This window comes from Streptomyces sp. Xyl84, assembly GCF_059731885.1.
Window position 1 is genome coordinate 469,891 of record NZ_AP029183.1, and the last position, 13,471, is coordinate 483,361.

Here is a 13,471-nt window from a genome sequence, read left to right on the forward strand (position 1 = left end):
CGGCCACGGCCGGCCGGGCGAGTCCGGGGCTTTATCGCCGTCGCGCCCGCCGCAGCCGCACCGCCGAGCGCAGCACCACCAGGGCGGCGAGTGCGCCTGCCGCCCCCACGAGCCACGGCGCGACGCCCGTCCCGGAGCCCGGGGCGGACGTCGCGACACTGCCCGGTGCGCCCGGAGCGCCCGGGGCCCGGCCGGGTCCCGCCGTCCGCACACCGCCACCGAGCCAGACCTGGCCCTCCCCGGTGTCCGTGACCGGCGCCTCGATCGACCGGCTCACATCCCTTGTCAACGAGGGCGACGACGCCTCCAGTTGGGCGTCGGACACGGAGGTGACGGGCACACGGGAGAAGTCGACGCCGCCGTAGACGTACGTCCTCGTGTAGAGGGTGTCGCCCTCGCGGGTGCGGTGCGTCACCTTGAACTCGCCCTTGGTGTACGAGCGGACGTAGGCGTCGAAGGTGTCGACCGGCTTCCAGTCCTCGTGGGTCGCGTACGCGTCGACGTCGCCCTTGCCGATCAGGTCGGAGTAGGTGGTACGGGTGCGCAGGCTGAGACCCCGGTACCACTCGGCGGCCACCCGGCTGAGGTACACGCGCCGCAGATCGGCGTACTCGGGGGCGGTGTTCACCGCCTCCACCACCCTGGGCAGGATCAGCCGCCGGAACAGTGCCTCGTTGTGGTCCTGCACGGTCCGGGACTGCCGGGGGCACGAGACCGCGTCCGAGCCGCCGTGCTGCTTGAGGTACTGCGTCTCCATCTGCACGTTCAGGGGCGACTTGAGGATGTACAGCTCCTCCCCCTTGGTGTACACGGTCGCCGGGGCCGGCACGATCCAGGTGCGGAACGACATGCAGTCCCCGGACAGCGACCGCCAGAACTCCGTCCCGAGGGGCGTGTCCGGATGGATCAGCCTGCCCGTCGTCTTCTTCAACGTCAGATCCGCCTGGAGCAGTACACGTCCCGCGTCGGTGCGGCCGAGCCGGGCGTCGACGATGCGGTCGGGTTCGTTCGGGTTCAGATTGACCCAGAACGTCGAGGGATCCAGTTCCAGCCAGGTGAAGAAGGAGTCGGACGCCTGCGTGGCGTGCCCCAGCCCGGTCAGCGCGGAGCCGCCGCGCGAGGTGGCCGCCGGCGCCCGGAAGGCGTACCGCAGACCGCCGGCGCCGGGCCCGGGATCCGCGAGGTAGTGCAACTCCAGCCGGGAGAAGTCGATTCCGCCGGGCGTCCGTTGCGGCGCGGACAGGCCCTTCGCCAGACCGCCCGCGCGCGGCACCCCGGAGGTGCCGCCGCAGCCGGCGGCACGGGCGCGCGCGAAAGCGGCGTACCGGGCCTGCGGCCGGGTGCCCGCGGGCTCGAAACCGCTCTGCGTGCCGCCCCCGGGGCAGTCGCCCGGTGCGGTGAAGACGGAACCGGCGGCCGCCTCCAGCCCCTCGGCGCCGGTGTTCAGCTCCCCGCTGTCGAAGCCCGAACCCGGCCGGATCACGCGGACGTTCGGATTGTCCTTGAAGCGCTCCGCCACCGCCCTGGCCTGTTCTTCGGTGGCCGCGGTGAACACCACGTTGCCGGTCTGGCTCTTGCGTCCGCCCGGCAGTTTGCCGGTGATGGTCGTGCCGATCGAGGAGAGGTCCTCGGTGGTGGTGCCGGTGCGGGTGGTGGTGGTCGCGTCGACCGAGTCGACGCTGACGAGCCGCCCCTCGCTCCAGGTGACCTTGATCATGTCGGAGGTGGTCCCGGTGACGCCCTTGCCGACGCTCCCCTTCTCCTCCAGACGGTTCGTCTCGTCCTGGAAGAGGTACTCGGAGCCGGTCTTCGTCTTGGCGTCGTAGGCCAGTCCCTGCTCGGCGAGCCGGCGGTTCATGAAGGTCAGGGCCGCGTCCGCGTCCGGCGTGTCACCGCTCGAACCGACGACGTGGGGAACGCCGTTGACGTCGATGTACGTCCTGCGGCCGTTGATGGTGCGCACCGTCAGCGGCGGCCCCCACTTGGTGTACGGGGGCGTGCCCGGGCTGCCGGGGCCGGCCGCGGCGGCCGCCGGGGCCGCCGGTGCCGCCGGTGCGAGCCCGGCCGCGGTGGCGCCGGGCGCCCCGGCCAGGGCGACCAGAACCGTGATCAGCGCCGCGAGCCGGCGCGTCCGGGACCGTAACCGCCTGCCGTGCAGGCCTGCGTCGTCTCTCCGCATGGGCGAACGCACCCCCGTTCCGCCTACGTCGTCCCGCTCGACGGTAGACCCGCGGCCGCCGCCGGTACAGGTGCGCGACAGCCACCGGACGCGCGCGCCCGGTGCCCCCTCAGCCCCGGTCGGTCCGGCTGAGCGTGCCGGTGACGCTGACGTCGGGGTGGAGACGGCGGACGGTGTGCGGGAGGGGCACCTCGGTGAGCCGGCCGTCGTAGATCATCCACAGCCCGAAGCAGTCGTCCTCCTCGTCGTGGACCAGGACCTGCACGGAACGGGGATCGGGCCAGGGCAGCGCCTCCAGACGGGCCAGCAGGCCCCGCCAGTTGTGCCGGGTGAACTGGATGACCCACAGGTAGCACTCGGCCGATCCCCTACCCGTGCCGGCGAAGACGGAGTCGTCCACCCGGGTGAAGCACTGATGCCACTCCCGGCCGGCGTCCGGGCGGGTCAACGGCTCCATGACGTCCTCGGCGTCCCGCGCCACCACGATGACCTCTGCGAATCTGCTCATGTCCCCAGTCTGCGGTGTGCCGCGCCCCTCTCGATGGCCGAAAGCCACCACTGACGCGATCCTCCCGGCGTTCCGGGCCTCTTCCGTGCCCGGTCCGGAGCCGTTCGTCTCCTCGAAAAGCACGAGCGGCCGCCGGGGAACTCACCGCGTCCGGCGCGGTGTGCGCCGGAGCGCGCACCCGTCCGGCGGGGTGTGCGCCGGAGCGCGCGGCCGGGTCACCGCCCCGGGATGCTGCCTCCGCCGTCCACGCACAGCATCTGGCCGGTGATGAACCCGGCGTCCTCACCGATCAGGAAGGCGATGGCGGCGGCGACCTCGTCCGGCCGGCCGAGCCGCCCCATCGGCAGGGAGCGCAGCACCCGCGCCTCCGCCTCGCCGCCGGCCGGGTGCGAGACGCGGAACAGGTCCGTCTCGACCGGGCCCGGCGCGACGGCGTTCGCGGTGATCCCGTCCATGGCCAGTTCCAGTGCCCAGGTCCGCGTCAGGCCCGCCAGGGCGCTCTTGGCCGCCGCGTAACTGCTGCGCCGCCGCGCCCCGAACACCGAGCGGCTGGTGACGTTGACGATCCTGCCCCAGCCGCGCTCCCGCATGCCCTGCACGAAGGCCTGGGTGACCTGCACGGCGGTACGTACGTTGAGGTCGAGGACGGTCTGCAGACTGCTGAGCGCCACCTCGCCCAGCGGCTCGGGCACGGCCACGCCGACGTTGTTGACGACCACGTCCACCCGGTGCTCGCGGGCGATGGTCTCCAGCACCCGCCCGGTCGCCTCGGTGTCCGCCAGATCGCAGCGGTACAGCCGGCCGGGGAAGTCCTCCCCCGGGTCGGTACGGGCGATGCCGACCACCGTGTGGCCCTGTCCGGCGAGACGGCGGCCGGTGGCGCGCCCGATGCCGCGCGACGCTCCGGTGATCAGTACGGTCCTCCCGGGCATGGGCTCGCGATCCTTCCGTTCGGTCCTCCCGCGCCACCCGATCATGCCACTCGCGCCCCGGCCGGCCCGTAGGCCCGGCCGGGATCCGGCCGCGAGGGGTGATCCTCCGGCCTGCGAGCGGTCCCGGGGCCGCCGGTGCGGCGACTGACGGGCCGTCGGCCGGTGAGAGGTACTGGCCCGTCAGGTCAGGCAGTGGCCGGTCAGGCACCGGCCGGTGGCGGCCGAGGGGCGGCCCGGGCCGCCGTCGCGGACGGATTCCTGGTCGCCCGCGCCCGCGTCCGCCGGGCCGTCACGGTCCGCCGCGCCGGGTGTCTCCGTGCGGGGCGGCGGCGTCCTTGCCGGCGTCCGGCGTGCCCGAGGCCGGGGTGGCCGCGGCGGCCGTCGTGGCCTCAGCCGTCGCTGACTCAGCCGTTGGGGCGGCCGCCGTGGACGCAGCCGTTGTGGCGGGCGTCGTGGCCTCAGCCATTGTGGCCTCGGCCGGGCGGCGCGGACGGGTCACCTCCCGCGCGGACTCTCCGGGTCCAGGTGTCCGGGTGTAGGCGAGCGTCCGGAAGTGGCGCGTCGCGGGCAGGGTGGTGTGTTCCGCGACGAGCGAGCGCGCCTGCTCCGTCAGGGGCGGCCGGCCGATGGCGCCCGCACCGGCGCCGGGAACCAGTGCGTCGGCCACGTCTGCTGCCGTCGGCCGCTGACGGGGGTCGGGACGGAGGCAGGACCGGACGACCGCCGCGAAGTCCGCGGGCAGACCCGTGAGGTCGGGCAGGCCGGCGCGGATGTTGGCGACCACGGACGGCGTGTCCTGGCCCCAGGGGCTGCGTCCCAGGACGAGCCGGGCCAGAACGGTGCCCAGGGAGAACACGTCGCTGGCGGGTGTGAAGGCGGGTTGCTCGCGCAGCTGCTCGGGGGAGGCGTACGCGTAGGTGCCGGTGAAGCCCCGTCGCGGTTCGGTGAGTTGCTCGATCTGGGCGATGCCGAAGTCGATGACGCGCGGGCCGTCCTCGGTGAGCAGCACGTTGGCCGGTTTGAGGTCGAGGTGCACGATGCCCTCCGCATGGATGGCGCTCAGGGCGACGGCGATGCCCGCCCCCAGTGTGCGCACCAGTTCGGGGTCCAGCGGCCCGCAGTGCTCGGCGAGTGTCTGCAACGACGGGGCCGCCACGTACGGCACGGCCATCCACGGCGTCGGACCGTCGGTGTCCGAGGCGATCACCGGCACGGTGAACCGCCCGTCGACCCGCCGGGCGGCCTGCACCTCGTGGGCGAATCCCCGTTTGACCGGGGGAGCCGCCGCCAGGTGCGCGTGCAGCGTCTTGACCGCGACCATCAGCCCGTCGGGGTCCTGGCACAGGTAGACACGCCCGAATCCGCCCTCGCCGACGGGTTCCAGCACCTCGTAGACACCGAAGGCCGGCGGGCGGTCCGCTCCTGCGGCGGGCCGGGCCCGTTCCATCTTCCGCCAGCCGCCGAGGGCCACGGCCCCCGGGTGCAGCGCGACCCGGTCGTCCGCGGGGCGCGTGGCCGTCCGCGTGCGCGTGTCCCGTTCCGGCGGCTGCCCGTCCTGCACCGCGACGGCCGGCTGCTCGTCCTCCACCACGACGACGTGCGCCGCCGCCGGTTCCCCCGCGTGGAAGACGTACGCCTCGATCTGCACGGTCCCGTCACCGCGGGGGGAGACGAAGACGCCCGGCAGTCCCAGTCGCTCGCACAGGGCACTCTGGTCAGGTCCCGGCCGCGCGCCGCCGCGAGGGAAGCAGAGGGCCGTCGCGTCGTCCCCCTGCCGCGTCAGGTCCCGCAGCACGGCCGCCCACCGCTCCGCGGGCCACGCCTGCCGGGCCGGGTCACCGGCGTCGTCGTCCACGGCCACCAGCCGGGTCGCGTGGGACGCCCCGGACCGGCGTGCCAGCACCACGCATGCCGCTCCGGTCCCGGCCCGCACCGCCTCGCCCAGCAGCGACGCGGTCCCGCGCGCGATGCGGAGCACCGTGCGCCGGGCCATCCGGGCGAGTTCGTCGCGCTGTCCGCTCAGGACGTCGTACTCCGGCGTCCCCGGGCCGTGGCCCCGAAGCTCCATGCAGGCGAGCACCTTGCCGAAGCAGGGGACGGCCGCCTCGTAGTCCCCGGCACCCACCATCGCCTTCGCCTGCGCGACGCGGGCGGAAATGGTGTGGGGGCTGCCCGGTCCGTCGAGCTGTTCGTACCGCGTGGCTGCCTCGCCGTACATCCGGCCCGCGCGCGCGAGGTCTCCCGCGGCTTCGACCGCGGCAGCGGTGGCGAGCAGGTCGCGCAGCCCCTCGTGGCCGCCCTCGTTGCCGAACGGCAGTTCACCGGCCACCTCGATGTAGCGCTGACGGGCGATGCGGACGAGCTGGTGGCGGGGCCCGAGTTCCTGTTGCGCCGTCCGCAGCATCTGGGAGAACGCGCGCAGCGCGGCCGCGTTGTCCCCGCTCTTCTGGTGCCAGTACCCCACCTCGCAGAGCAGGGTGAGCGCGGTCTCGGTGCGGTTCTCCCGCTCGGCCGAGCGCCGCATGCTCTCGTAGCGGCGAACCGCTTCCTCGGGCCGCCCCGCGCGGCCGTGCCAGTGGGCCAGTTGGTGCCTGGCCAGTTCGGTGTCGCGATGGCGCGGCCCCTGCACCCGCTCCCGGTCGGCCGAAAGCCTGGCGAACAGCCGCACGGCGGCTTCCGGCCGGCCCGACTCACCTGTCCAGTGGGCCAGTTGGTGCCGCAGCGCCAGTGTGTCGGTGTCCCGGTCACCCAGGACGCGTTCCGCCTGCGCGACCAGTGTGCCGTAGCGGTCGGCCGCCGCGGCGGCGCCGCCCAGACGGCCGGTCGTCTCGGCCTCCCGGCTGCCCTCACGTAACGCCGCGACGAACGCCTCCCGGTTCGACGCGCCGGAATCCGATGCCGTCTCGCGCGGCCGCCCCCACCACCTCACAGAGCCCCCTCTTTTTGGCCCGACCGGACGTGTGCCGAGCGGCCAGTATGGTCTACCCAATCGTTTGCGCCAATCGTTTGGGCAACAATGCCGACCGGAATCGGCCGGAGCCGCCGAGCCCAGCGGCTCCGCGTCTCACGCTTCACCGATCACCGCAGACGCGCACCCACCGGCGCGCCCGAGGAGGCTCTCACCATGAGGCGGGGGGTGAGCGTCTGCGAGACGACGGGCTCGCCCGCGATACCGCGGAGCAGCAGTTCCACCGCGCGTCTGCCCTGCTCGGCCATGGGGGAACGGACACTGGTGAGGGGGACGGGGAGTTCGGCGGCGAGGGGGGTGTCGTTGAAGCCGGCCAGCGCGAGGTCCTCGCCCAGCCGCAGGCCCAGGTCGCGCGCCGCACCCATGGTCCCGATCGCCGCGAGGTCGTTGACGGCGAAGATCGCGGTCGGCCGGCCGGGCCCGCTCAGCAGCTCGGCGGCGGCCTCGTGGCCGCCGGAGGTGTCGAAGCGGCAGTGCCGCACCCGGTGGGCGGGCAGGGGCAGACCGGCTTCGCGGTAGCGGTCGGTGAAACCGGCGGTGCGGTCGGTGCCCGTGCTGGCGAAGGGTTCGCCGGCGACGACGGCCACCTGGCGATGGCCCAGGGACAGGAAGTGCTCGGCCACGAGCCGCCCGCCCAGCCGGTCGTCGCAGGTGACCGCGGGGTGGCCGGTGTCGGTGCGGCGGTTGACGAGCACGAAGGGCGTGCCGTCCAGGGCGGGCTCGGTCAGCGCGGCCCCGTCCAGGTGCGCGTCGCCGATGATGAGGCCGTCCACCCGGCGCCCCAGCACCATCCCGATGCGCCCGCGCTGGGTGTCGGGGTCGTCGTGCGTGTTGGTGACGAAGGTGGACAGGCCCCGCCTGGTCGCCTCCTCCTCGACGCCCTCGTAGATGGTGGCCACCACGATCTCCGACAGGCGGGGGAAGAGCACCCCGATCAGATTGCTGCGCCGTGTCCGCAGGCTCGTGGCGTGCGGGTTGGGCCGATAGCCCAGTTCTTCGGCCAGTTCCCGGATCCGTCGCGCCGTCTCGCCCGATGCCGCGCGGCCCCGTTCCCCGGACGGTCCGTTGAGGACCCGGGAGACCGTCGACACGTGCAGCCCGAGATGCTCCGCGATCCCGCGCAATGTCACCGGACCGCCGTCGCCCGCCATACCTGTCTCCCGCCCCACCGTCCGTGAACCGCCGCCGACCATTGTGCCCAACGCCTTTCCCGTCGAGCCGAGCGCGCGGAGGCACGGAGGCGCGGAGGCCCGCCGGGTGCTCCGCCGGTGCGGGCGGGGCCCGTGGTCCGGACGCGCCGCCCGTGCACCGATGCGCGGACAGCCCCAGAATGGACGAAATGTCCGGCGAACCAGCGGAGGCCCGGTGATGCGCGACAGCGCCGAGGACGAGCAGGGGCCCCTCGATGAGCGTGCCGTGCCCGACGGCGCACCCGGCGATACCGAGGACACCGGCGAGCACACCGGGTCCGGGACGTACGGCGGATCCGAGGCGTACGACCGGTCCGGGGCGTACGACGACGAGGAACCGGAGTACTACGCCGACGACGAGCCGGAGTACTACGAGGGGGACGAGGAGCCGGAGCACGACGAGGAACAGCCGGCCGGCGGTCCCGAACAGCCCGCGCTCCCCCAGGAGGACCGCGCCGCCGGCGTCCACGGCGGCGAGGACGCCACCCTCCCCGAGGACGAGGGCGTGGTCGGAAGGAGGGCGGCCGACGCCGAGCCCGACGTGTACCTCGACGTCCCGTTGCTCAAGGTCGACGAGATCGACCTCGACGTCGAGAACCTGCGGGCGCACGTCTCGCTCCAGGCGGAGGTGCTGGACCTGCTGAAGCTGAACGTCGGCGCCGACGTCGCGCTGGGCCGGGTGCACCTGGGCATCTCGGGGGTGGAGGCCCAGGCCCAGCTCAAGGTGCGTCTCGACAACGTGGCGATGATCATCAACCGGGTGCTCACCACGCTCGACCGCAATCCGCAGATCCTGGAGGAGCTGACCCGCGGGGTCGGCTCCGCGGTGCAGGACATCGGGGGTGGTGCGCGGCAGGCCCTCGGTGAGCTGGGCGCGGGCACGGGGAGAGCGGTCGGTGACATCGGCCAGGGAGCGGGCTCGGCCGTGCGGGACGTCGGACGCGGTGCGGGCGCGGGGGTGGCGGACGTGGGGCGCGGGGCCGGGCGCGGGCTCGAAGGGGTGGGCCGCGGTGCGGGCGAGGCGGTGGGCGATGTCGGGCGGGGCGCCGGGAGAGCCGTCGATGAGGTGGGCCGTGGCGCGGGACGCACCGTGGCGGACACCGCGGGCGGGCTGAGCGGGGTCGTGGCCGATGCCGGTGAGGCAGCCGGTGATGTCACCGCGGGCACGGCCGGGCGGGCGGCGCGGGGCGGCGGGCGCGTCGTGGAGCGTACGGCGGGCCGGGGCGCGGGAGTCGTCGAGGACGTACCGGAGGTCGCGGACGGGCCGCACGACGCGGATGCCGCGGATGTCGCAGACGCCGAGGACGCCGAGGACGCCGAGGACGCCGAGAGTGTGGAGGGCGCCGAGAGTGCCGCGGAGGTTCCGGGCCGGGCGGGCGGAGCCGTGCGCCGGAGCACGCGGCCCCGGCGGAGCGGGGTGCGGGGGTCCGGCGAGGAGCACGCGGACCCGGCCGTCCCGGACCGCGGCGGCACCCGCGGACGTCGAGTGCGCGGCGAGGACGGGAAGCTGCCGCCCCGGTCCCGGCGCCGCCGCGCGGCCGGGGAGGCGGACGAGCCGCCCTGAACGGCCCGCGGGTCCGCGCCGGACGCCCCGGGGCAGGTGCCGGATCCGGAGGGGGTCCCCGGGCCGCCGCCGGACATCGCGTTCCGGGCCACGGTCCGTTCCGGCCGTCTCCGTTTCGAGGAGGATCCGCTGACCGCCGTCCGCTTCCCCGGCAGCGGGCCACGGGCGTCGCTGTCCTGCTGCGAGCGTACGAACCTGCCCGGCGAGGTCGTAGCCGGCGAGGAGTACCGCGACGCCTCGGTCACCTACCGCCTCGCGACCCGGCTCACCGGACGGCCGGAGGGCTACCGGGATACCGAGGGACACACGAACGCGCGTACGAGCGGCGGGGACGAGGGTGGCGCGGACACACGCACAGGCAGCCGGGACAGGGGACGCACAGGCGCGAGTACGGGCAGCCTGGGCGAGGGTCGCGCGGACGCGGATACGGGCAGCCGGGACGGGGGTCGCACGCGCGCGTCCGGACGGCCGTGACGGCGAGAGCCGTACGAATGCGCGTACGGGTTCGACGTGTTCGATCACGCCTGACCGGGCACCGCCGGCCCCCTGCGGTCCTGCCGGCCGTTCGGTCAGTCCGGCGTGGCAGCGACGGCAGGTGGCGCGTGCTCAGCCGAACAGGGAGGAACCGAGCGGGTGCTGCCGGTCGAAGCCGGGGAGGATGAGGAACGTCGCGCTGGCGGTCGTGGTGGTGAACCGCAGCAGTGCGTCGGAGGTGTCCATGTGGGTGAGGGTGGCGGTGAAGGTCCGCAGGTCGTTCTGGAAGCTGATGAAGAGCAGGCCGGGCGCGGGCTCGTCGGTGCTGTAGGAGCGGCGGAGCATGAGGCCGGTGCCGACCACGGCGGGGTTCGCCCTGCGCACGTGGGCGTCGGCCGGGACGAGATAGCGTCCGTCCGCCGTCTTGGCGCCGAGTTCCGGGACGGAGGCGACGGTGCCGCCGGAGAGCGGGGCGCCGTCGGCCCGGTGCCGCCCGAGGACCGCTTCCTGCTCAGCCACGGACAGCGCGGCGAACCGCGGCAGATCGAGCTCCATGCGCCGCAGTACGGCAAGGGTGCCGCCGGCGACCGCGGGCGGTCCGGCCAGCCACAGGTCGCGTCGTTGTTCGGCGGCCGTGTGCGGGCCCACGATGCCGTCGATGAAGCCGAGGGGGTTGCGGGGCGCGGTGAGGCCGTTGCCGAGGGGCACGGTCGCGCCGCGGCGCGCGGACTGCCGCCAGCGTTCGCGCAGGCGGTCGCCGGCCTGGTCCAGGAGCGCGGCGGCGGCGACCGGGAGGAGCAGCGCGTCGTCGGCGCAGATCTGCATCAGCAGGTCACCGCCGCGTGCTTCCGGGTGGATCCGTTCGCGGGAGAACTCCGGGAGGTCGGCCGCTCCGGGCAGGGAGGCACCGGCCGCGCGTACCAGCCGGGGGCCCACGCCGACGGTCACGGTGAGGTCGCCCGGCGGCAGGCCCAGCAGCCGCCGGTCGGTGCCCGCGACGAGGGTGCGGATGGTCCGGCCGAGTTCGGCCAGCAGCGGACCGGGAGCCGCGGCGGCTCCGAGGTCGGCCACCACGGCCAGCAGGTTGCGCTGGGCCGGCTGCGGAAGCGTGACGCCCGCCTGGTGCCGGCCCGTCGCCGGGACCGTCGTGGGCGCGGCCGGCGCGGCCGGCGCGGAAGGGGCGTGCCGTCCTGGCGGGGCGGCGTCCGAGGTGCACCCGGCGGTCAGTCCTGCGGCCACCATGGCGCCGGTGGCATCGAGGAACCTGCGACGCGACGGGTGGGGGTCGGCTCGGTGCATGGTGTGCAGAGTGCCACATCCGCATCGGGGATGCCGCACAACTTCCATTTCCCGGCGGCCGATTGGGCCCCGTGCCAGACTGGGATCATGCCTCGATTAGCTCTTCGCGTGCTGGCGGCGGTGGTGGGCACGCTGGCCCTGGTGTCCGGCTGCGGCGGTGGTGGTGACGACGGTGCGGACAAGGGCCGGCGACCGGACGGTGCGCGGGTGACGATCCGGGTGCCCGGCGACGCCCCGACGATCTCGGCCGCGGTGTCCCTGGCCCGGCCCGGTGACCTGGTGCTGGTCTCCGCGGGGGTGTACCACGAGTCGGTGCGGATCGACACGGCGCGCGTCACTCTTCGCGGGGTGTCCCGGGACAAGGTGGTCATCGACGGCCGGTTGCAGCAGCCGAACGGTGTCGTGGTCGCCGCGCCCGGGGTGGCCGTGGAGAACCTGACCGTGCAGAACAACACGCAGAACGGGGTCCTGGTCACCGGTTCGGCGAAGGCGGCCGCCGGGCTGCCGGGACGAAGCGGTGGTTACGACACGGGCGAGGAGCCCGTCACCTTCCTGAAGTCGTTCCTGGTCTCGTACGTGACCGCGACCCGCAACGGTCTGTACGGCATCTACGCCTTCTCCGCGCAGAACGGCGTCATCGAGCACTCGTACGCGTCGGGCGGGGCCGACTCGGGGATCTACGTCGGGCAGTGCAAGCCCTGTCGCATCGTGGTGCGGGACAACGTCGCCGAACTCAACGCGGTCGGTTACGAAGGCACCAACGCCGGCGGGGACATGTACGTGGTCGGCAACCGCCTGGTCGGCAACCGGGTCGGACTCACCACCAATTCGGACCACCAGGAGAAACTGCTCCCGCAACAGGGCGCCGTCATCGCGGGCAATCTGATCGCGGCCAATCAGCAGAGGGCCACGCCGCAGCAGGCCGACGGCGGGTGGGGCATCGGCGTCGGCATCGACGGCGGCAACGACAACCAGTTCCTCCGCAACCGCATCACCGGCAACCGCCAGGCCGGGCTGGTGATCACGGCGACCGCGGACCTGCCTCCGGCCGGCAACCGGATCGTGGACAACACGTTCACCGGAAACGGTGTCGACGTCGGCTGGACGTTCCCCACCGCCGCGCGGGGCCGGGGCAACTGCCTGCGGGGCAACGATCTGCGGAGCACCGTGCCCGCCCGGCTCGCGGCCACCGCGTCCTGCCCGGTCGCGGCCGGGTCGCCTTCTCCGGCCGGCAGGTGGACGAGACCGGCGGCGCCCGGCGGCATCCCGTTCACCGAGGTCGCGGCGCCCGGTCCGCAGCCGCAGTTCCCCCACGCCGAAACCGCGGGCGCCACCGCCGTCCCGGCCGTTCCGGCCCTGCCGAGGACGGCGGGCATCCAGCTCCCGCCGGCTTCCCTGCTCGCCGCGAACGCGCGGGTGCGGACGCCCTGAACGGCGGCTACCGGTTCGGCGTGGCTGAGGGGACCGGCTTGACGGGGACGTACCGGTGGGTGTCGAAATCGATGACCACCGGCTGCGGCTGGGAACCCACGCTGACCCGGACCCGGTACATCGTGCCGTCCGAGCCGACCCAGTAGCGCACGTTGCCCGCCGTGCCGGAGCGGTCGCGGGCGGACGGCCCGGTCATGACGTCCACCCGGTGCCCGGCCGCCTGGTCCCGGCCCCACCAGGCGGCGCCGTTCTGCGGCAGCAGTTCGGCGTTGTCGGGCCGGTCGCTGCCGAGGCTGAGCGCGATGGCCAGCGAACTGTCCAGGGCGCTGCCGGACGACAGCAGCGGACGGCCGTACCAGCCCGAGCGGGGCGGTGCCGCGGGTGCGTACGCCGGTGCGTTCGCCATCGGGTGGACCGACACCGAGGTGGGCGTCCACTCGATCAGCCCGTCGCTGGAGGTGTCGCGCCCGGTGCCGCGCACCACGCCGTAACCGAGCTTGCCCCGGTAGTCGACGGACCCCGTGACGGTCAGGTCGCCTGCGGTGCCCGGCACGGTGATCGTCACCGCGCGGCCGTGCGCCTCGTAGTTGCGGAACCGCGTGATCGCCAGCCGGTTCGCCTCGTCGGACGTCAGTGCGCGCGGCCCGCCGGTGCCGGAGCCGTCGCTCAGGACCAGAAATCCGGCCACCGTGGCCACCGCCGCGACCGCCAGGACGAGGACGACTGCCGCCCGGCGTGACCGCGGCCATCGGCGCCGGGCGGCCGCACGGTCCGGTGGGGCTTGCCGGCTTCGCACGCTCCGCGTGCGGCTCGACGCTGACACTCTTCGCTTCATCCTCTCGGTCGCCACCCTGGCTTCACCGCCGTGCGCCCGCGGCGTCACTCGGTGCCCCGGTGACAGGTCATGTCACCTGGTGCGGTCGCGT

9 protein-coding genes are annotated in these 13,471 nt (G+C 74.3%); 2 read left to right on the forward strand and 7 right to left on the reverse strand.

Features of this window, described 5'->3' with window-relative positions; translation table 11 throughout:
• Positions 1–31: 31 nt before the first annotated feature.
• From AC6I72_RS33810 to AC6I72_RS33830, 5 genes are all read right to left on the reverse strand, one after another.
• Positions 32–2,179 (reverse strand): hypothetical protein, encoded by a 2,148-nt coding sequence (locus AC6I72_RS33810; protein WP_498005274.1) that lies wholly within the window; start codon positions 2,177–2,179, stop codon positions 32–34.
• 109 nt (positions 2,180–2,288) lie between these two features.
• Positions 2,289–2,687, reverse strand: coding sequence for a hypothetical protein (locus AC6I72_RS33815; protein WP_498005275.1), 399 nt, complete (start codon positions 2,685–2,687; stop codon positions 2,289–2,291).
• 215 nt (positions 2,688–2,902) lie between these two features.
• Positions 2,903–3,619, reverse strand: a complete 717-nt coding sequence (locus tag AC6I72_RS33820; RefSeq protein ID WP_498005276.1) for an SDR family oxidoreductase — start codon at positions 3,617–3,619, stop codon at positions 2,903–2,905.
• Positions 3,620–3,908: 289 nt separating this feature from the next.
• The gene (locus AC6I72_RS33825) at positions 3,909–6,548 is read right to left on the reverse strand and encodes a serine/threonine-protein kinase (RefSeq protein ID WP_498005277.1); all 2,640 of its coding nucleotides are present in this window, start codon (positions 6,546–6,548) and stop codon (positions 3,909–3,911) included.
• Positions 6,549–6,697: 149 nt separating this feature from the next.
• Positions 6,698–7,717, reverse strand: coding sequence for a LacI family DNA-binding transcriptional regulator (locus AC6I72_RS33830; RefSeq protein ID WP_498005278.1), 1,020 nt, complete (start codon positions 7,715–7,717; stop codon positions 6,698–6,700).
• 238 nt (positions 7,718–7,955) lie between these two features.
• Between AC6I72_RS33830 and AC6I72_RS33835 the strand changes: the two genes are divergently transcribed.
• On the forward strand, positions 7,956–9,341 hold the full coding sequence (locus tag AC6I72_RS33835; RefSeq protein ID WP_498005279.1) for a hypothetical protein: 1,386 nt from the start codon (positions 7,956–7,958) through the stop codon (positions 9,339–9,341).
• A 606-nt stretch (positions 9,342–9,947) separates the two neighbouring features.
• Here the strand turns inward: AC6I72_RS33835 and AC6I72_RS33840 are convergent.
• A complete protein-coding gene (locus AC6I72_RS33840; protein WP_498005280.1) occupies positions 9,948–11,114 on the reverse strand; it encodes a Dyp-type peroxidase in 1,167 nt (388 codons plus the stop codon).
• 87 nt (positions 11,115–11,201) lie between these two features.
• On the opposite strand from AC6I72_RS33840, the gene AC6I72_RS33845 reads away from it, so the two are divergent.
• Complete coding sequence (locus tag AC6I72_RS33845) at positions 11,202–12,545, forward strand: right-handed parallel beta-helix repeat-containing protein (RefSeq protein WP_498005281.1); 1,344 nt, start codon at positions 11,202–11,204, stop codon at positions 12,543–12,545.
• Between the two features lie 7 nt (positions 12,546–12,552).
• On the opposite strand, the gene AC6I72_RS33850 is transcribed toward AC6I72_RS33845, so the two are convergent.
• Complete coding sequence (locus AC6I72_RS33850) at positions 12,553–13,233, reverse strand: hypothetical protein (RefSeq protein WP_498005282.1); 681 nt, start codon at positions 13,231–13,233, stop codon at positions 12,553–12,555.
• Between the last annotated feature and the right edge of the window lie 238 nt (positions 13,234–13,471).

Excerpts from the sequence above, each read along its gene's own strand:
- AC6I72_RS33810 (WP_498005274.1), bottom strand. The coding sequence starts at position 2,179 with ATGCGGAGAGACGACGCAGGCCTGCACGGCAGGCGGTTACGGTCCCGG.
- AC6I72_RS33815 (WP_498005275.1), bottom strand. The coding sequence starts at position 2,687 with ATGAGCAGATTCGCAGAGGTCATCGTGGTGGCGCGGGACGCCGAGGAC.
- AC6I72_RS33820 (WP_498005276.1), bottom strand. The coding sequence starts at position 3,619 with ATGCCCGGGAGGACCGTACTGATCACCGGAGCGTCGCGCGGCATCGGG.
- AC6I72_RS33835 (WP_498005279.1), top strand. The coding sequence starts at position 7,956 with ATGCGCGACAGCGCCGAGGACGAGCAGGGGCCCCTCGATGAGCGTGCC.
- AC6I72_RS33840 (WP_498005280.1), bottom strand. The coding sequence starts at position 11,114 with ATGCACCGAGCCGACCCCCACCCGTCGCGTCGCAGGTTCCTCGATGCC.
- AC6I72_RS33845 (WP_498005281.1), top strand. The coding sequence starts at position 11,202 with ATGCCTCGATTAGCTCTTCGCGTGCTGGCGGCGGTGGTGGGCACGCTG.